The organism is Halalkalibacter oceani (assembly GCF_040544555.1).
Classification (GTDB): Bacteria; Bacillota; Bacilli; order Bacillales; family Bacillaceae_D; genus Halalkalibacter; species Halalkalibacter oceani.
Map to the genome: position 1 here is coordinate 220,952 of NZ_JBEPKD010000002.1, position 19,372 is coordinate 240,323.

14 protein-coding genes are annotated in these 19,372 nt (G+C 48.6%); all 14 read right to left on the bottom strand.

From position 1 onward, the window contains the following. Window positions 1-22 precede the first annotated feature (22 nt). The 14 genes from ABMB67_RS04595 to gpr all read right to left on the bottom strand — a co-directional run bounded on the left by ABMB67_RS04595 (window position 23) and on the right by gpr (window position 19,176). Window positions 23-1,273 carry a M20/M25/M40 family metallo-hydrolase gene (locus ABMB67_RS04595; RefSeq protein WP_354571248.1) on the bottom strand — a complete coding sequence of 417 codons (1,251 nt, stop codon included), beginning with the start codon at window positions 1,271-1,273 and terminating at the stop codon, window positions 23-25. Window positions 1,274-1,627: 354 nt separating this feature from the next. Then, window positions 1,628-3,964: an RNA polymerase recycling motor HelD gene (helD, locus tag ABMB67_RS04600; protein ID WP_354571249.1), complete on the bottom strand. Its 2,337-nt coding sequence runs from the start codon at window positions 3,962-3,964 to the stop codon at window positions 1,628-1,630. A 367-nt stretch (window positions 3,965-4,331) separates the two neighbouring features. Then, window positions 4,332-5,681, bottom strand: a complete 1,350-nt coding sequence (gene mtaB, locus ABMB67_RS04605) for a tRNA (N(6)-L-threonylcarbamoyladenosine(37)-C(2))-methylthiotransferase MtaB (protein ID WP_251221654.1) — start codon at window positions 5,679-5,681, stop codon at window positions 4,332-4,334. A 5-nt stretch (window positions 5,682-5,686) separates the two neighbouring features. Beyond that, window positions 5,687-6,439 carry a 16S rRNA (uracil(1498)-N(3))-methyltransferase gene (locus tag ABMB67_RS04610; protein WP_251221653.1) on the bottom strand — a complete coding sequence of 251 codons (753 nt, stop codon included), beginning with the start codon at window positions 6,437-6,439 and terminating at the stop codon, window positions 5,687-5,689. 17 nt (window positions 6,440-6,456) lie between these two features. Further along, window positions 6,457-7,395, bottom strand: coding sequence for a 50S ribosomal protein L11 methyltransferase (gene prmA / locus ABMB67_RS04615; protein ID WP_251221802.1), 939 nt, complete (start codon window positions 7,393-7,395; stop codon window positions 6,457-6,459). A gap of 36 nt (window positions 7,396-7,431) precedes the next feature. After that, complete coding sequence (gene dnaJ, locus ABMB67_RS04620) at window positions 7,432-8,538, bottom strand: molecular chaperone DnaJ (RefSeq protein WP_251221652.1); 1,107 nt, start codon at window positions 8,536-8,538, stop codon at window positions 7,432-7,434. Window positions 8,539-8,871: 333 nt separating this feature from the next. Then, a complete protein-coding gene (dnaK, locus tag ABMB67_RS04625; RefSeq protein WP_251221651.1) occupies window positions 8,872-10,713 on the bottom strand; it encodes a molecular chaperone DnaK in 1,842 nt (613 codons plus the stop codon). Window positions 10,714-10,757: 44 nt separating this feature from the next. After that, window positions 10,758-11,321, bottom strand: a complete 564-nt coding sequence (grpE, locus tag ABMB67_RS04630; RefSeq protein ID WP_390189838.1) for a nucleotide exchange factor GrpE — start codon at window positions 11,319-11,321, stop codon at window positions 10,758-10,760. 176 nt (window positions 11,322-11,497) lie between these two features. After that, window positions 11,498-12,529, bottom strand: coding sequence for a heat-inducible transcriptional repressor HrcA (gene hrcA / locus ABMB67_RS04635; RefSeq protein ID WP_354571251.1), 1,032 nt, complete (start codon window positions 12,527-12,529; stop codon window positions 11,498-11,500). A 96-nt stretch (window positions 12,530-12,625) separates the two neighbouring features. After that, window positions 12,626-13,783, bottom strand: a complete 1,158-nt coding sequence (gene hemW / locus ABMB67_RS04640) for a radical SAM family heme chaperone HemW (RefSeq protein ID WP_354571252.1) — start codon at window positions 13,781-13,783, stop codon at window positions 12,626-12,628. A 459-nt stretch (window positions 13,784-14,242) separates the two neighbouring features. Next, window positions 14,243-16,063 (bottom strand): translation elongation factor 4, encoded by a 1,821-nt coding sequence (lepA, locus tag ABMB67_RS04645; RefSeq protein ID WP_251221647.1) that lies wholly within the window; start codon window positions 16,061-16,063, stop codon window positions 14,243-14,245. A gap of 176 nt (window positions 16,064-16,239) precedes the next feature. Continuing rightward, the gene (locus tag ABMB67_RS04650) at window positions 16,240-16,578 is read right to left on the bottom strand and encodes a DUF3679 domain-containing protein (protein WP_354571253.1); all 339 of its coding nucleotides are present in this window, start codon (window positions 16,576-16,578) and stop codon (window positions 16,240-16,242) included. Between the two features lie 2 nt (window positions 16,579-16,580). Beyond that, on the bottom strand, window positions 16,581-17,768 hold the full coding sequence (locus tag ABMB67_RS04655; protein WP_354571254.1) for a stage II sporulation protein P: 1,188 nt from the start codon (window positions 17,766-17,768) through the stop codon (window positions 16,581-16,583). 286 nt (window positions 17,769-18,054) lie between these two features. Beyond that, entirely contained in the window at window positions 18,055-19,176 is a 1,122-nt protein-coding gene (gene gpr / locus ABMB67_RS04660; RefSeq protein ID WP_251221644.1) for a GPR endopeptidase, read from the bottom strand. Window positions 19,177-19,372 lie beyond the last annotated feature (196 nt).

Sequence of the window (19,372 nt, forward strand, 5' to 3'; positions counted from 1 at the left end):
ATTTGCCTTGACTTCAGGCTCGTTAGCTTTTCACCGGCAGTAACGGCTCGACCACATTTTCCACGCCTGCCATTCCAAGTATCGTCAAGAAAGCCCGTTGCGGCCCGACAAATGAATCTGTCGGATCAAACCATTCCCCTAGCGTATGAGCACCACCGGCTTTGCCCCCTTTTCCGAGCGTAACCGCCGGGATCCCAAGGCTGATCGGGATATTCGAGTCCGTGCTGCTCGGCCCGGCCAAGCTTGGCGTAATTCCAAGCGCCTCAGTCGCCCCGGCTGCGATCCGGACAATTGGCGCATCATCGGGCTGCGAGCCTGCCGGACGATCACCGATTTTCTCCAGTGAGACCGTCATTTCCTTACTGTTCCATCTGATATTTTCCTCCTCTACAGCCTGCTGGACGATATCGAGAAACCGGCTTTCCAATTTCATTAACTCTTCGGCATCATTGGAACGCAAATCGACAAGCATGTAAGCTTCTTCGGCAATCGCATTAACCGACGTGCCGCCGTGGATTTCGCCAATCGTAAATGTCGTCTTCGGCTCCGCATTCGTCTGAATATCGGCAATGGCTGCCGCCGCTCTTCCTAGCGCATGTGTGGCACTCGGCTGACCGAATGCGCCAAAGCTGTGGCCGCCCGGTCCTTTGTATGTAACTTTATATCTGTAGCTGCCGGTACCCATATAGCAAATTCGTGAAATTTCCGGGCCATCGATCGAGATAAAGCCGTCGATATCCCGGTTATTCAAAAAGAAAGCCCGCACCCCTCTCAAATTTCCTAATCCTTCTTCCCCGACAGTACCGCCAAAGACGATATCGCCGACTGTTTTGATATTGGTTTGTTTAAAAGCACGAACAACTGATAATAATTCAGCTAGGCCGCTCGTATCATCGACAATTCCCGGGGCATAGAGAATGCCGTTCTCTTCTTTCACCGTCGTATCGACCCCTTCCGGAAAGACCGTGTCCATATGGGCAGACACGAAAATTTTCGGTCCATTCCCTGTCCCTTTTAACGTTCCAAAGACGTTTCCTTCGTCATCGATCCGGCACTCTTCCAACCCAAGCTCTTTTAATCGCGCTAGCATAAACTCTGCTCTTTTTTGCTCCTTAAAAGGCGGCGCTGGTATTTCCGTGATCGTGATCTGCTCCTTGATCGTATTTTCATGATCGTCTTTTAAAAAGGCCAATCCTTTTTGCGTTACCACCTCTGCCAGTAACTTGTCATAGGCTTCCTGCACCCGTTCTGAAGAAGTTGTGCTAATCGTCATAAATAAAATCCTCCTTCGTCATTTTAAATGTGATTTTTTCCTATCCTCCAAAAGATGTAGAGCGAATTAACTATACAGAAAACTGAGACAATTTAGAATTGTCAAAATATTATAGTTGGAATCTTAGACCTCCACAAAAAACTTCACAACATTTTCGTGATAAAATCTAACAGACTTTTTTGTGAGATCGCTCTGCTTAACTTGTCTGCCAGGCCATCTGCCGCCCAAAAAGAAGAGCGTGAGCCAAAAGAGTAGATTTTTCCCCTTTTGGCTCACGCTCGAAGCAGCAGGCGCAGTACGAAGCCACTGCCATGTTTTTTCCTCACCCCGGCCTTTTCAGCAAATGGAATTCAACTAAGCTAGAGTTCCTTCCCGTAAAGCCTCCCGTAAAAACGGGCTCGGCTCTCCGACACAGTAAAGCTGTAATTGATGCATCGCTCTCGTGCAAACGGTATAGAAAACTCGGCGCAGGCTTTCATCCCCATATACATGTTTCGACGCATTATAAATGATCACTGCATCGAATTCGATCCCCTTCGACAAATACGACGGAATGATCACGACTCCCTCCTCGTATTCGCCCGAGCTGCTTTTCACTAGTTTCACGTCAGCAATGCGGGTAGACAGAGCCTGATAGGCACATCCGCTCTCCTCAGCCGACTTGCAAATCACAGCAATGCTGGAAAATCCTTCGCTTTGTAAATCTGCGACTTTAGCCGCAATGCAGCCGTGCAGTTCGTCCTGACTCGTCAATTGTTTCACGGCAGGCCGTTCACCAGCACGCTCAAAAGGAATGATCCTTTCGCCATGAGGAACGAGATTTCGCGTAAATTCGATGATCGGTTTCGTCGAGCGGTAGCTTCGTGACAGATTGATCACGTTTGTTTTATCCGCGCCATAGAGGCTTGTAAGCGTGCTGAAATCGACCATTTCGTTGGCATAGGCGAATATCGCCTGATTAAAATCACCGAGCACCGTCATCTTAGCCGCAGGAAACAACCGCCGCAGAAACTCAAATTGAAACGAAGAATAATCCTGCGCTTCATCAACAACGAGATGTTTAATAGAACTGTTGATTTGAAAGCCTTGAATCAGCTCTTTTAATAGTAGAAAAGGAGTAGCATCCTCATAATACAGCTTCTCTTCGTCCAGCATTTCGAGCGTTAATTGACAAATTTCGTGCCATTCTTCCGGGATCTCTCCTTCCATCCAATGGTTGATTCGCCGCGGATCTGTAAAGAGCTGCCTGTACATCTCCTTTATGTTGAGGAAGCGAAGCGTCCTGATCTGCTTTTTCAACGGCTTTACTTTCTGCTGTATAATTAGTCGGGCAAGGGCTTCCGGCTCGATTTCGTAGTCGGCAACTGCCTCTCTTTGAAAGCCGCGCTTTTCCGCCAAATAGCGGTGTGCCTTATGATATTCTTCCTCGCTGAGCAGCTCGATCTCCTCCTCAACCCAAGGCTTAGTCCTTTCGTTCTTCTGAACTTCTTTTATTTGCTTCATCAGCCAATCTTGCAAACGTTCAAGCCTGTTATGGAAGCGAAGGGATGTGTCATGACTGTAAAACCGCTCTGTCATTTGCTGTGCCGTGACGACCGGTTCCCCTCTGAACATGATATCCTTGAATTGCATTCCTGCTATTTCGAGAGATTGTCTGTATGATTGAAGCGCCTGAAAAAAGCGGGTGGATGCTTTACATTTGATCGCCGCAACCCGTTGTCTGTATGCAGGAGCATCCGTCTCGGTTAACACATATTCCAATTGCTCGTAAGGGGTCTCTACTTGGAATTCCTTGCTGAGCCGATGGTTCAAATATTGCTGGAAGGTGACCTGCTGCATATTTTCCTCGCCAAGCTCCGGCAATACATTGGACACATAGCTGCTAAACATCGAATTCGGCGAAAACAAAATGATTTGATCGGCATGTAACTGATCTCGATATTTATAGAGCAAATACGCAATTCGCTGCAGGGCGGCTGACGTTTTGCCGCTTCCGGCCGCGCCGTGAACAATGAGCAGCCTTCCACGGTCATGACGGATGATCTCGTTTTGCTCCTGTTGAATCGTCGCGACGATATTGTGCATATGTTTATCGGTCCCTTTGCCAAGCACTTCCTGCAAAATCTCATCTCCAATGGTGAGACTCGTGTCAAACATCGACTGAAGCACGCCTTCGCGAATCAAGTATTGCCACTTTTTCTCCAGCATGCCGCCAATCGCCCCGCCCGGTGTTTCATAGGCAGCCGGACCAGGCTGATAATCGTAGTAAACGCTTGAGATTGGCGCTCTCCAGTCATAAATAAGGAAATCTTCGCCACTGGCATCGCTGAGCGAAGAGATGCCAATATAAATTTGTTCTTGAGCCAAAGCACCTTCTTCCTTAAAATCGATCCGTCCAAAGTAGGGAATCTCACGCATCCGTCGTAACGTCGACAAACGCTTCGAAGCGAACCGGTGACTGCTCTGGCTGACGGACAAAGCCTGAGCCTCCTGGCGCAAGCCGATAATCGTCTCCAGGTAATCATCAAACGTGTCTGTGTTTACCTTTACTTCATCCCAAAAGTGTTTGCGGATTTGAACGACTTCATTTTTTCGCCTCGATGTTTCCTCTTCTAAATGGCTGATTTCCTCTGTAATGATTTCCATTACACTGTCGACCCGTTTTTGCTCCTTTTGAAGTTCTCCATTCATGGCAAACACTCCTTAAAAAAAAGACTTGACGAACAACATGCGCACATCGTATAATTAAAATAGGGTAAATACGTATAAATTTAATTAAATGATGGGCATCTATATAACTTTAGCATAGGATCGGATGATTTTCAATCAAAAAAAGAGCTTGAGACAAAACTAGCTTTGGACCTACTGGCAATGGCTTCACACGCCACAAGCCCGTTATGAGAAACCCACTCACAACGGGCTTTAAAAGATCGTGGCGGTTCCGCTCATTGCTTAGAGAGGCTGGGAAAAAGGTCAAAAAACAACCTTTTATCCCAGCCTCTTTTTTACCAATCAAAGCTGGAGGAAAGCAGCGGCCTTCCTTCCAGCTTGAAACCGTTTAGCCGTTCACGACTTCCTTCAGCTCCTCATGATCCAATACGCGAACAAATTCCCCTTCATTGTATGGATAGCCAGCTTTTGTGATCTTCACTTTAATCAGCTCGCCAATCAGCTGGTCGTCGCCCTTAAATCTTACTTTTAAATAGTTATCCGTATAGCCGATGAAAACGCCACTTTCCGGATTTTCTTTCTCCCTTTCTTCCGGAATCATCTCTAATACTTCGCCTTCGAACTGGGAAGCATATTCCTTCGCCAGCTGGTTTGAAAGCTCGATCAGCCGGTGCACGCGCTCATTTTTCACCTGTTCGTCGACTTGGTCCTCCATCCGCGCCGCCGGAGTGCCGGTCCGCTTCGAATACGGAAAAACATGAAGCTCACTGAATTTATGCTTAGCGATGAATTCAAATGTTTCCTGAAATTCCTCTTCCGTCTCTCCAGGAAAACCGACGATGACATCGGATGTAACCGCAAGTCCAGGTAAAACTTCCTTCAGCCGCTCCAGCCGCTCGCCAAAGAACTCCATCGTATATTTCCGCCGCATCCGTTTTAACACACTGTTCGAGCCAGATTGCAACGGAATATGCAGGTGGCGGACAACCTTCTTTGAACGGCCGATGACCGAAATGACTTCGTCCGTCAGTTGACTCGCTTCAATAGAAGAAATTCGGATGCGCTTTAATCCGTCGACATGCTCCAAGTCTTCTAGCAGCCGGGCGAGGCTGTAATCTTTCAGATCCTCCCCGTATCCGCCTGTATGAATGCCCGTTAAAACAATTTCCTTATAGCCGGCATCGACAAGCTGCTTCGCCTGGCGCAGCACCTCTTTCGGGTCACGGGAGCGCATTAGCCCTCTGGCCCACGGAATAATGCAGAACGTACAGAAATTGTTACAGCCTTCCTGAATTTTAAGCGAAGCGCGCGTCCGGTCTGTAAACGCCGGAACATCAAGCTCTTCATAAACACGGGACTTCATAATATTACCAACCCCGTTAATCGGCTGGCGCTCCTGCTTGAATTGCTCAATATAATCAAGCATCTTCACACGGTCCTGCGTGCCGACGACAATATCAACTCCTGGAATCGCCATCACTTCAGCTGGCGACGTCTGGGCGTAGCAGCCCGTCACGCAAATGACAGCATCCGGATTTTTGCGGATCGCGCGGCGAATGACCTGACGGCTTTTTTTATCTCCTGTATTTGTCACTGTACATGTGTTAATGACATAAACATCAGATCTGGCCTCAAAATCGGTCTTTTCGTAGCCGGCATGCTGAAACAGCTGCCAAATGGCTTCTGTTTCATAATGATTTACTTTACAACCTAATGTATGAAAAGCAACAGTAGGCATTTTGTTCACCTCATTAATTCGAAATGGTACGAGATCGCAGCAAGTGCATAAAGCGCCGCTGTCTCCGTACGTAAAATTCGCGGCCCAAAGCCGCATGGCACTGCTCCAGCCTCTACGAATTGACTGACTTCCGCTTCCGTCAATCCGCCTTCGGGGCCGATCATAATCAAGATTGACTGACCGGGAGTGAGAGCTTGAAGACATTGGGCAAACCGCTGCTGTTCATTGGCTTTTGCCTCCTCTTCATAGGCAATGATCACCATATCAAACTGAGCGGCGAAAGCGGCAAGTCCGGCAGCGGACTTTACTGGCAGCACAGCTGGAATTTGTTCACGGTACGCCTGTTCCGCCGCTTCTTTGGCAATTTTCTCAAGACGTTCCACTTTTTTTTCGACCTTCTTCGGCTCCCATTTCACAACAGAGCGACTAGCTGAAAAAGGCTGAAAAGCAACAGCGCCGAGCTCCGTCCCTTTTTGGACGATGAATTCCAGCTTGTCTCCTTTAGGCAGCCCTTGCGCAATTGTCACCTTAACAGGAAGCTCGGTGTTTGGCTTCAGCTCTTCGATAATGCGCGCCGTCACTTGATTCTCGGCGATTTGTTCAATTTGACATTTCACTGTTCGGCCGGCTCCGTCACTGCAAATGATCAGATCCCCTGAATTCATCCGCATCACACGTGAGATATGCTTGACGTCCTCACCCGTGATGATCGCCGTCGTTGGTGAAAGCTGATCCTCTGTTACAAAATAGCGTTGCATCTTTTATCGCCCTCTATTCATCCCTGCTTTTCCGCCAGAATGGCGACCCAATCCTCCATTTCGACGACTTCGTTGATCGTAAAGCCGCCTTCGAGCAGCGCGTCCTTTACTTCTTGCTTCTTCCGCTTAATAATGCCTGATGTAATAAAGCTGCCGCCCGGTTTAAGTATCGCTGCCGCATCTTGAATACACTGGACAACGATTTCCGCCAAAATATTGGCAACGACAATATCAAATGTTCCGGAAATCCCTTGAAGGAGATTATTTTGTTTGACAGAAATTTTCGCTTCCAGCTGATTCAATGCTATGTTTTGTCTCGCGCTCACAACCGCGACATCATCAAGATCAAGAGCGAGCACCTGCTCTGCTCCGAGCTTTGCCGCAGCGATGCTTAATACCCCCGAACCTGTACCGACATCGACAACCTTCTCCCCGCCTTTCACCGTCCGGTCCAATGCCTGAATACAGAGCACCGTCGTCGGGTGAGTGCCCGTGCCAAATGCCATACCGGGATCAAGTTCAATAATCGTTTCCCCTTCCTGCGGGGTATACGTTTCCCATGTCGGCGTAATCGTGATCGACTTTGACACTTTAACAGGCTTATAATACTTTTTCCAGGCCGTTGCCCAGTCCTCTTCATCAACCTCGACTATCTGCACATGATTATGCCCTAGATCGAAATCATAGACGAGCAGGCCATTAATCGCTTCTTTAATTTCCTCAATCGTTTCCGCCAAAAAACTATTCACCGGGAAATAAGCCTTAATTCGCACCCCTTCTTCAGGATAATCGTCAGGAGAGAGCTGGTAGATTTCGCCGTAATGAATCCCCCATTCCTTTACGAGGTCCAATGGATCTTCAATGACAACCCCGCTTGCACCCGCTTCATGCAGAATATTACATATCGGCTCAACTGCTTCCTCAGTCGTATGAATACTGAACTCCGACCATTTCATCATCTTTTCCAACTCCATCCTTTCAATTCCAGCCAATTATCCTTTAAAGGCCCGCTTCACTTTGGCAAAGAAATTATCATTTTGCTCGTCTGGCCGACCGCCGCTCATTTGCGCGAACTCACGAATCAGGTCTTTTTCTTTTTCCGTCAGATTCTTCGGCGTGACGACACGGACTTTCACATGCTGATCTCCTTGCCCACGACCATGGACATTCGGCACTCCTTTGCCGCGCAGGCGGAAGTTTGTTCCCGTCTGGGTGCCGGCAGGGATTTTCAGCTTCACTTTTCCATTTAATGTCGGCACTTCGATTTCATCCCCTAATGCTACCTGGGCAAATGTTAACGGCATTTCGCAGTAAATATCGTCTCCATCGCGCTCGAAGAATTCATGCGGCTTCACATTAAAGACAACAAACAAGTCACCCGGAGGTCCACCATTCGTCCCGGCTTCCCCTTGCCCGGAAACGCGCAGCTGCTGACCATGATCGATGCCGGCAGGGACCTTCACATTAATTTTCTTACGCTTGCGAACTTTCCCCTTGCCGCCGCATGTTGTACATTTTTCCTTAATGAATTTCCCTGTTCCTTGACAATGATGACAAACGCGACGATTGACAACACGGCCGAATGGTGTGTTTTGTTCGACGTTTAATTGGCCGCTTCCGCCACAGTGCGAACATGTTTCTGGCTTCGTTCCAGGCTTTGCGCCCGAACCTGTACACGTCTGGCATGTTTCCTCCCGCGGAATTTCGATCTCCGTTTCCTTGCCAAATACCGCTTCCTTAAATTCAAGCGTCATCGTATATTGCAAATCGGCTCCTTGCCGTGGCGCGTTCGGGTTCCGACGTCCCCCGCCGCCAAAGAACATATCAAAGATGTCGCCGAAGCCCCCGCCAAAGTCGCCAGCTCCACCGAAGCCTTGATTTGGATCCGTATGGCCAAATTGATCGTAGCGGGCCTTTTTCTGAGGATCACTCAATGTGTCATAGGCTTCTTTTACCTCTTTAAACTTATCCTCAGCATCCGCTTCCTTATTGACATCCGGGTGATACTTGCGCGCCAATTTGCGGTACGCTTTTTTCACCTCATCAACTGAAGCATTCTTATCAACACCAAGGACTTCATAGTAATCTCGTTTACTCATGTCATCCACTCCCGACTCTATTCCATAACGTTCATCATACCATCATAACGTCTTTCCCTGCAAGCTGTACAAAGCAGGCTCAGCTTTCGTTTTTTCGCAGAAAAGGACTTGTTCCCAATCGGGACAAGTCCGCCGAAGGGGCCGCTTTTGAGACTGCCTCTTGAAAAAAGGTTGCCTAAAAAGGTGAATATCCTTTTTAGACAACCCCTAAGATCTTGCACAAGCAAGCAGGAAAGCACGTTCACCCCGTTTGTGCAGACTTCGTGCACCGCTTCGGGAATGTCTCAAAAGCAACGTTCACCCATCACCTGCAAGAAGGCTGTTCATCCTATCTTACTTCTTGTCATCCTCTTTTACTTCTTCATAATCGGCATCGACGACATTGTCATCCTGTTTGCCGGCATCTCCAGCTCCGCCTTCAGCCTGCTGGGAAGCCTGTGCTGCTTGAGCAGCCTGTTCGTACATTTTCGTTGAGAGAGCCATCACAATTTCCTGAAGCTCATCCTTCGCCGTGCGGATTTCGTCAATATTGTTTGATTCAATCGCAGCTTTCAGCTTATCCTTCGCTGCTTCCGCTTTATCCTTTTCCGCCTGGTCAACATTATCGCCAAGATCCTTTAATGTTTTTTCCGTTTGGAAGACAAGCTGATCCGCTTCATTGCGCAGTTCAACTTCTTCACGGCGCTTCTTATCTTCCTCCGCGTTCGCCTCGGCATCCTTCACCATCTGTTCAATTTCTTCATCAGACAAACCGGAAGATGATGTGATCGTGATTGACTGTTCTTTATTTGTGCCAAGATCCTTCGCCTTAACATTGACGATACCGTTCGCATCGATATCAAATGTGACCTCAATTTGCGGTACACCGCGCGGCGCCGGTGGAATGTCTGTTAATTGGAAGCGGCCGAGCGTCTTGTTATAGGCGGCCATTTCGCGCTCCCCTTGAAGAACGTGAATATCAACAGATGGCTGGTTATCAGCCGCCGTCGAGAACACCTGTGATTTAGAAGTCGGGATCGTTGTATTCCGTTCAATTAACTTTGTGAACACGCCGCCCATTGTTTCGATTCCTAAAGAAAGCGGAGTGACGTCAAGTAAGACAACATCCTTTACATCTCCTGTAAGAACGCCGGCTTGAACAGCAGCACCGAGCGCCACTACTTCATCAGGGTTTACCCCTTTATGCGGCTCCTTGCCTGTCAGCTTCTTGATTGCTTCCTGTACCGCCGGGATACGCGTTGAACCCCCGACGAGAACAACCTTATCGATTTCGCTCGCTGAAAGTCCAGCGTCAGAAAGCGCATTGCGTGTCGGTCCAAGTGTCCGTTCAACAAGGTCTGCCGACAGCTCCTCGAATTTCGCGCGGCTTAGAGAAAGCTCGAGATGCTTCGGCCCTGTCGCGTCAGCCGTAATGAATGGCAAAGAAATTTGCGTCTGCGTCACGCCGGAAAGGTCTTTTTTCGCCTTTTCCGCTGCATCCTTCAGACGCTGCATTGCCATTTTATCCTGGGAAAGATCAATGCCATTGTCCTTTTTAAATTGCTCAACAAGATAGTCGATGATCACTTGGTCGAAATCATCCCCGCCAAGCTTGTTGTCTCCAGATGTTGCTTTTACTTCAAAGAAGCCGTCGCCAAGCTCAAGAATCGAAACGTCAAACGTTCCGCCTCCAAGGTCATAGACGAGAATCGTCTGGTCCTCTTCTTTTTCAAGTCCGTATGCCAATGCAGCGGCAGTCGGTTCGTTGACAATCCGTTCTACTTCAAGCCCGGCAATTTTACCAGCATCCTTTGTCGCCTGGCGCTGGGAATCATTAAAATAGGCCGGTACTGTAATAACCGCCTTTGTGACTTTTTCCCCGAGATACGCTTCCGCATCAGACTTGAGCTTTTGTAAAATAATCGCTGAAATCTCTTGTGGTGTATAGTCTTTTCCTTCCACTGTTTCCTTATGGTTTGTCCCCATATGGCGTTTGATCGAAATAATCGTATTCGGGTTTGTAATCGCCTGACGCTTCGCAACTTCCCCGACAAGGCGCTCACCATCTTTAAACGCAACAACAGATGGAGTTGTACGGTTTCCTTCCGGGTTTGGAATAACTGTTGCTTCGCCGCCTTCCATTACGGCGACACAAGAATTCGTTGTCCCTAAGTCAATCCCAATAACTTTACTCATGGTTTATTCCTCCACTTCACGAATTATCATACATATGTAAAGGATCAAGCGTTAACCTTGACCATCGACGGACGCAGGACGCGATCCTTTAGCTTATAGCCCTTTTGTAATTCTTCCACAATTTGATTCGACTCAAACTCCGGCTCTTCCACTTGCATGACCGCCTGGTGCAGGTGAGGATCAAAGGTTTGCCCAACCGTTTCGATCACTTCGACCCCTTCGTTCTTCAACGTATCCTGAAACTGGCGGTAAACCATTTCCATTCCTTGAAGCAACGATTTCGCTTCATCTGTTTCCGGCTTTACAAGCAAAGCTCGCTCGAAATTGTCGATAACCGGAAGCAATGCCTCGATGACAGCCTGCGATCTATATTTTGCAGCCGCTTCTTTCTCTTCACGAGAACGGCGACGGAAGTTATCATAATCAGCCTGAGTCCGCAAAAGACGGTTCCGCAGATCTTCGATTTCCTTCTGTGCGGCCGTGCCTTCGTCCTCAGCAGCTTCCTCTTCGCTTTCTGCAGCATTTCCTTCAACTACTTCTTCTTCTTTGTGCTCTTCTTCAGCCTGAAGCGTTTCTTCTTCGACAGCTTGCGATTCCTTTTCGTTCAATTCGTTCACCTCCTCATAAAATTAACAGATCTTATGTAAAATCAGGCGGGGGCTATCTCAAAAGCCCCCCCTGAAAGGCAGCGGCACCGGTTCTGCGAAAGAGCCTCAGCCGGCCGCTTCACCCCCGGTTCAGGTTGAAGCGAGCCTGTCATAACTAATTGTCAATATTACCACTTCTACCCTTGTTGATACAACCTTGTTAAGAGCTTCGTTAAATCTTTCGACACAGTATCAAGTACGCCAATCACTCTGCGGTATTCCATTCTTGTCGGACCAAGGATGCCGATCGTTCCCATATGCTTGCCACCTATTGAATATGAAGCCGTAATCAAGCTACAGTTATCAAACGCTTCAAGCTTGTTTTCCTGGCCGATCTTCACTTGAATACCTGAATGCGGCGTGCGCAAAATCTGGTTCATCTTTTCATCTTCTTCGAGCATGTTCAAGAGAATACGGACTTTTTCAATATCGCGGAATTCGGGCTGCGTCAGCAAATTCGTCTTCCCGCTGTAGAAAATCTTTTCCGTTTTTTCCAAATCGACAGAAGGCAGAAGCATCCCGATAATTTGCTCGTAGTTCTGGATATGGGCGCGCAGCACATGTCCAACTTCCGATTTTAATTTATGACGCAGCTGATACAGCGAAACCCCGACGAGCCGTTCATTTAAAATATTGACGGTTCGTTCAAGGTCGGACGCGTCAATGGACTCCGGTACAGAAATCGTCTGGTTCTCAACATGTCCTGTGTCCGTAACGAGGATTAAAATCGCCGACCCTTTACTAAGCGGGATAATTTGAATGTTTTTCAGCGTCGCCTCGAACATTTCCGGACCGAGCACAAGCGAGATATAACTCGTCATATTGGATAAAATTCTAGCTGAATGCTGAATAACCTCTTCCAGCTCCTGAATCCGCTCCGAGAAAATAGAACGGATATCGAGCCTTTCATCTGCTGTTAAGCGATGAGGCTGCAGAAGATGATCAACATAATAGCGATACCCTTTCTGAGAAGGAATACGGCCAGCGGAACTATGAGGCTTTTCTAAAAAGCCGAGCTCCTCCAAATCTGCCATGTCATTTCGTATCGTAGCTGGACTAAATGTTATATCTTCGCGCTTCGAAATACTTCTCGAGCCGACCGGCTCGGCGGAGCGGATATAATCATCAACAATAGCATGTAAAATGAGCAATTGTCTCTCAGTTAACATCCGTATATCACCTCTGTTAGCACTCAACATAAACGAGTGCTAAATCTAATGATAAATTATCAAATCGGGCGCCATTTGTCAATATCGAAACCTTTCTCATCCATTGATGTCTTCATCCAAAACCGCAATAAACTGCTCAAATACTTCATTGCCGAGAAGCAGCCCTTGTTCCGTCAGGGCAATCCGCTCCGGCGTCGACTCCAGCAGCCCACGCTCCACCAGATCATGAATTTGCCGGCCGAAGAAAGCTTCCAGCGTCCGGCCATACTTTTCCTCAAAATGGCTGCGGTTAATGCCGTCGCGTTTTCGTAGCCCCATAAACAGTTCCTCTTCGATCCGTTCGACCCGTGTTACCGGGTGGCTCACGAGAACAGGCGCTTCTTTCTGTCTGATCGCCTGCAAATATTTCGGCAGCGGCCCGTGATTTTGATGGCGGACGCCATCGACATAGCCGTGGGCTCCCGCGCCAAAGCCGTAATACTCTTCATTGTTCCAATAGACGAGATTATGCCTGCTTTCATAGCCTTCTTTGGCAAAATTGCTAATTTCATATTGCAGCAGACCGGCCCGCGCCGTTTCACAGCGAAGCTGCTCATACATCGTCACTTCATCTTCTTCTGGAGGAAGCTGCAGCCCGCCTTTACGCTGGCGATTGTAGAAAACGGTTTTCTCCTCAATTTTCAGCGAGTAAGCGGACAGATGCGGAACATCGAGGCGCAGCGCTTCAGCAAGCGTTGCGGCAAATTGCCCGGGAGTTTGCGTCGGCAGGCCGAACATTAAATCGAGTGAGAGATTCGTTAACCCGGCTTTGCGGCTTCGCTCCACCGCACTGACGATGCTTTGGCGGGAGTGTGTTCTTCCGATTTCTTTTAACAGTCCCTCATCAAAGCTCTGTACCCCGAGACTGAGGCGGTTAACCCCGCCCTCCATTAATACGGCGATCTTTTCGTCATCGAGGCTGTCGGGATTGACCTCGACCGTATATTCCTCAATGCCCGCCAGTGGCAAGATCTTTCGCATGCCCGTTAACAATCGTTGCAGCTGTTCAGCGGAAAGAGCAGTCGGCGTTCCTCCGCCAATGTAGATCGTGTTCAACCGGTCGGTCGGTTTTGCTTCCATCGTCCGTTCCATTTCCAACAGCAGCGCCTCAATATATTCATCGACTGGCTGATTTTTCAAGAAAACTTTATTAAAGTCACAGTAGTAACAAATATGCTCACAAAAAGGAATGTGGACATAAGCAGCAGTTCTCATTTTTCTCCTCCTTTCAACAGCTTTTTCGTAATGAGCGTAGGCACGCCACGCAGAGACGTTTCTTTTATGGGAAAAAGGAGATAAGCTTGAGACAAAGGGGAGAGCTTTTTCCCTTTGGTCTCAAGCTCGAAGCAGTGTGCCAAGTCTGCGCCTGCTTTAAAAGAGACTGGGACAAAGGTTGTTTTTTTACCATTTGCCCAGCCTCTAAGCAATGAGCGGAACCGCCACGATCTTTTTTTAAAAGCCCGTTGTGAGTGGGTTTCTCACAACGGGCTTGTGGCGTGTGAAGCCATTGCCAGTAGGTCCAAAGCTAGTTTTGTCTCAAGCTCTTTGCGCAAAACGGAACCACTGCCGTGTTCCTCTCAACTTCGACTTCCGTTTCAGTCTTATCTCCGAAGCAGCGCCCTCCGGAGCCACTGCCTCGTTATTGATTCTTTCATCAGATGCTCTGGCAGGGTGTTAGTCGTCCATGCGCAGCACGGCCATAAAGGCTTCCTGCGGCACTTCGACGTTTCCGACTGCCTTCATCCGCTTTTTACCTTCTTTTTGCTTTTCCAACAGCTTCCGCTTTCGTGAAATGTCACCGCCGTAACATTTCGCCAGAACGTTTTTACGCATCGCTTTAATCGTCGAGCGGGCGATAATTTTTTGCCCGATACTCGCCTGTACAGGGACTTCAAACTGCTGCCGCGGAATAAGCTCTTTCAGCTTCTCGACGATGATTTTGCCGCGGTCGTATGCGAAATCGCGGTGGACAATGACCGACAAGGCGTCGACCTTTTCCCCGTTTAACAGAATGTCCATTTTCACAAGCTTCGACGGCTTGTAGCCGATCAGCTCATAATCAAATGAAGCATAGCCCTTTGTATTCGATTTTAATTGATCAAAGAAATCATAAACGATTTCCGACAACGGAATTTCATAAATGATTTGGACGCGGTTCGCATCGAGATACTGCATATCAATAAAGATACCGCGCTTGCCCTGACAAAGCTCCATCACCGAGCCGACAAAATCATTCGGCACCATAATCGTCGCTTTTACATAAGGCTCCTCGACAACTTCAATTTTTTGCGCGTCAGGCATATTCGCCGGGTTATCAATGCGCAGGTCGTCGCCATTCGTCATTTTGACGTTGTAAATAACACTAGGCGCCGTCGTAATGAGCGTAATGCCGAATTCCCGTTCGATCCGTTCCTGAATGATTTCCATATGCAACAGGCCGAGGAAGCCGCAGCGAAAGCCGAAGCCGAGCGCCTGGGACGTTTCCGGCTCATACTGAAGCGAAGCATCGTTTAATTCAAGCCGCTCCAACGCCTCGCGGAGATCATTGTATTCATTCGTATCAATCGGATAAAGCCCGCAATAAACCATCGGATTCATTCGACGATAGCCCGGTAAAGGCTCCGGCGCGGGGTTGTCTGCCCCAGTAATCGTATCCCCGACGCGCGTATCGCCGACATTTTTGATTGCGGCCGACAAAAAGCCGACATCGCCGACGGTTAATTCATCGCGCTTTTCCGCTTTTGGAGTGAAGACGCCAAGCTCTGTCACTTCAAATTCCTTGCCTGTCGCCATCATTTTGATCTTTTGTCCCGGTTTTACCGTACCTTCGACAATTCGGATGTAGGCGACGACCCCGCGGTAGGAATCATAGAGCGAATCGAAAATCAGCGCCTTCAACGGCGCTTCCGGATCACCGGTCGGCGCAGGCACCTTCTCTACCACCTGTTCAAGAATTTCTTCAATCCCGATTCCATTTTTCGCCGAGGCGAGCACAGCGTCTGACGTGTCGAGGCCAATGACATCCTCGACCTCCTGCTTCACTCTCTCCGGCTCCGCGCTCGGCAAATCAATTTTGTTAATGACCGGCAAAATTTCAAGATCATTATCAAGCGCCAAGTAAACATTCGCCAGCGTCTGCGCCTCAATTCCCTGCGCGGCATCGACGATCAGCAACGCTCCTTCACAGGCGGCCAGGCTCCGCGATACCTCATAGGTGAAATCGACGTGCCCAGGCGTATCAATTAAATGAAAAATATATTCTTCGCCGTCCTGCGCTGTATATGTCAGCTGAACGGCATTCAATTTAATCGTTATCCCACGTTCACGCTCCAAGTCCATGGCGTCAAGGGTTTGCTCCTTCATCTCCCGTTCGGTGAGCGCGCCCGTTTTTTCTAAAATCCGGTCAGCCAAAGTTGATTTCCCGTGGTCAATATGAGCGATAATCGAAAAATTACGGATTTTCGACTGCCGCGCCAGCCTTTGTTCTTTATTCATGACTTGATCACTCCTACATTCTCGTCCAACGTGCACTATTTCTGATTATACCAATGGTTGTCCGCGCAAGCAACAGTGACCTCGCTACAGCGCTGAAACGACTTTTTTACGCTTTGAGCAAGCCCCGAAGCAACAACAGGCCGGCGCTGTTATTTCCTTTGGAGAGCGGCAGATTTTCACCCCGCCTCTTCGCCATTTAATCCTTGGCGGACAAAGGCCATCACCTGTGATAAAAACGAGCGGCTCAGCTTATTCATTCCGTCAGCCAGGGATGTCCCCATTTCCGAAAAGAAATTCAGGCGGCCTACCTCTTCCACACGCGCATATTTGGCTGTCAGCTCCTGCCGGGAAAGAGAAGGAGCTTCCACCGCGGTTTCCTGCGCCACAATTTCCGGGCTGCTTAATGGCACAGGCTGGCTGATTCCAAGCTGCTCATTCATATATTGGACGCCCGCCAAGGCGCCGAGCAATAAAATCGTACCGATGACGCTCACTTGAATCATAAGCCTTTTCACGATCACTCCTCTCCTTTCTCTGTACCGGCATCTACTGCCTCAGCCTGCCAATAATAGTCGGCAAACACATCAGCTACCGCCTCTGCCGTACGATACGTTTCCTCCAATGTGTTATCGATTCCGCCTACTTCCATTAGAATAGACTGATTAGATAAATCCTGATTAAAGCGGCCGTTCGTCGTCGCTCCTTCCTTAATAATGACACCGCGGCTTAATCCCGGATATGTTTCCTCCAGCATATTATGAAGCTCCTCCGCCATATGCAGATTATGCTTGTAATTGCTGTTGTTGCCCCCGATAACAAAAATCGTCCGCGCATATTCGGCCCCATTTATCGTTACCGTCGTTCGGTCACGCGGCAATGAATCCCGGTGAATATCGAAGAAAAATTGGAGATCTTGATTTTGCGCCATCGCTTCCTCAACCATTTCTCTTGAAGCATCATACGAGCGCGGATACCCCCAGCCACGCTCCGTCAGGCTCGCCTGAATATCGCGCTGCTCCACTTCGGCGCCGATTCCTCTTTTTTCTAGCTCCTGAGAGAATTTTTCGCCGACTAGCGTAATATTGATTTTGCTATGATGAGCTTCATTCGGAACATCCGTTTCCAGCTCCGGCAAGAACGATTCATAGTTGTGCGAATGAATAATATGAACCACTTTCTTGCCGTTTGTGCTCTCGATCGCATTCGCATCTTCTTCCAACTGCTCCAGCATCGCCAAGCTCTCCTCTGTCGCTTCACGCTCTGCCATCAGCACTTCCATAGGCGGCGCTGATTCGATCGGTAAATTCGTGTAATCCGTTCCTTCTCCGGCAACGGCAATTCTGCCATCGAATAAAGCAAAGCCGGGCAGCTCCCTTCCAAGCAAACTCCGTGGATCATCGGGATTGATACTTGTTGCAACCCTGAAAGCGAGATTGGATACATGTAACGGTTCACTGTCCTCCGGCAGCACCTGGGCAAAATATTGATTCTCCATTGCCAGGACGTGGACGAAATGTTCCCCGGTAAATTCACTCGCCCATTCATGAACCTGTGTCGAAGCAAGCCCATATCCCGGTTCCACGGAAGTGAGCATACCGGCAAAAAGAAACAGGATTATGATTCCAGCTATGACGAGGGCCATATAACGTTTCAGGCTCGTCCGATTCAGCGTGACAGTAATTCCATGAAATTGCTTTTTTCGCATAGTCTCTCTCCTTCTCCTCTGGTGTAGCGGCTGCATTTGATACTTGTCCGATTCTTCTTCCGACTTTTAAAAAGGAGCTTTATTAACTTCTATGAGAGTGCAGGTGAAAATAGACATCGCTTTTCTCAGACAACAGACAAAACGCTGCTTGGAGCGGGCTTTTTTTTAAACCTCACAAAAAAAAGACCTGCCCCAAAAGGTTGATTTCTACCTTTTTGGACAAGTCCAGTGTTGTATGCTGTTTCAATCTTTTCGGTCGACCCGCCTTTTGACCTGTCTGCGGCTGCTAACGCGTATAGGCGCCGACATTTCCCTGATCGACCTGGCGATGCAAGGCCGCATTTAGGCCTGAGGCGATGACATTAGCCATATCTTCAATAAAGACATCAACTTCCTTCGGTGTCACCATTAAATTGTGTCCAAGCGGCGCCAATACTTCGCGAATGAGCTGACGCTTTTCCTCCTCCGGCAAAGTGCCGACCATTCCCATTAACGTCCGGCGCTTTTCTTCTGCCGGCAAATCCTCTTCGGTCAGCTTTCTCGTTTCACCAAATGTCATGCCCGCCGGGGTCAGTGAACGCGAAGGCGCCTTACCTTCCTTCATTTCCCGGCCAAAATGCTTCAGCACATAGTCAATCGTGTCGCTCGTGATGGAAACCGCATCGACGACGGTCGGTATGCCAACGGCGATCACTGGAATACCGAGTGCATCCTTGCTCAATTCCTTCCGCTTATTGCCGACCCCGCTTCCGGGATGAATGCCGGTATCTGAAATTTGAATCGTCGTATTGACCCGTTCAATCGAGCGGGCGGCAAGCGCATCAATCGCAATCACAAAATCCGGCTTTGTCTTTTCAATAATGCCGTAAATCATGTCACTCGTCTCAATTCCGGTAATCCCCATCACGCCCGGAACGATCGCGCTGACCGGACGGAAGCCTTCCTGCACCTGCTCCGGAGCAAGCTCAAATAAATGCCGGGTAATCAACAGATTTTCGACCGCCAGCGGCCCGAGGGCATCCGGTGTCACATTCCAGTTTCCAAGTCCGACGACGAGACATGTATCGGTTTCTTTAATGCCAATATCGGTCATAAAGGAATGAAACGCGTCGGCAAACACCCGCTCCATTTTTTCCTGAAGATCGGTATCCTTTCTTCGAATGCCCTGCGCTTCAAATGTCAAATAATGACCGGGCTTTTTGTTCATCCGCTTCGCCCCTACTTCGTCAACATGAACGTGAGTAAGCGTCACCCCTTCAATCGTTTCTTCCTTTATCTCTACACCGCTGACTTCTTCGGCGGCGACGCTCTCCTGCTTTTTCTGTTCCTCCTCCAATACCATTTCCCGTGCTTCTACAGCTAAATCCGTCCGGACCTGATAGCGCTCCAAATTTAATTCGTCAGCCATCTTGACCACCTCACTTCGGAATAATTATCTCGCACGTGTAGTGTTTCCACTCCTGTTTTTTTCATTCTTCCGGAAATGGCGTCAAGAAAAAACCTTTCATCTCACTTTCCTCTATTGCAATTACGGGCCATTTTTGATAGAATGCAATTTGTTGTATAAACGAAGCAAAGCCGTTCCTCATGAAGGAATTGATGAT

What these genes read in the sequence shown, in the direction of transcription:
- gpr (WP_251221644.1), bottom strand. Translation starts at nt 19,176, where the DNA reads ATGGCTGACGAATTAAATTTGGAGCGCTATCAGGTCCGGACGGATTTA.
- hrcA (WP_354571251.1), bottom strand. Translation starts at nt 12,529, where the DNA reads ATGTTAACTGAGAGACAATTGCTCATTTTACATGCTATTGTTGATGAT.
- helD (WP_354571249.1), bottom strand. Translation starts at nt 3,964, where the DNA reads ATGAATGGAGAACTTCAAAAGGAGCAAAAACGGGTCGACAGTGTAATG.
- ABMB67_RS04610 (WP_251221653.1), bottom strand. Translation starts at nt 6,439, where the DNA reads ATGCAACGCTATTTTGTAACAGAGGATCAGCTTTCACCAACGACGGCG.
- ABMB67_RS04595 (WP_354571248.1), bottom strand. Translation starts at nt 1,273, where the DNA reads ATGACGATTAGCACAACTTCTTCAGAACGGGTGCAGGAAGCCTATGAC.
- prmA (WP_251221802.1), bottom strand. Translation starts at nt 7,395, where the DNA reads ATGAAATGGTCGGAGTTCAGTATTCATACGACTGAGGAAGCAGTTGAG.
- ABMB67_RS04655 (WP_354571254.1), bottom strand. Translation starts at nt 17,768, where the DNA reads ATGCGAAAAAAGCAATTTCATGGAATTACTGTCACGCTGAATCGGACG.
- lepA (WP_251221647.1), bottom strand. Translation starts at nt 16,063, where the DNA reads ATGAATAAAGAACAAAGGCTGGCGCGGCAGTCGAAAATCCGTAATTTT.
- dnaJ (WP_251221652.1), bottom strand. Translation starts at nt 8,538, where the DNA reads ATGAGTAAACGAGATTACTATGAAGTCCTTGGTGTTGATAAGAATGCT.
- dnaK (WP_251221651.1), bottom strand. Translation starts at nt 10,713, where the DNA reads ATGAGTAAAGTTATTGGGATTGACTTAGGGACAACGAATTCTTGTGTC.
- hemW (WP_354571252.1), bottom strand. Translation starts at nt 13,783, where the DNA reads ATGAGAACTGCTGCTTATGTCCACATTCCTTTTTGTGAGCATATTTGT.
- mtaB (WP_251221654.1), bottom strand. Translation starts at nt 5,681, where the DNA reads ATGCCTACTGTTGCTTTTCATACATTAGGTTGTAAAGTAAATCATTAT.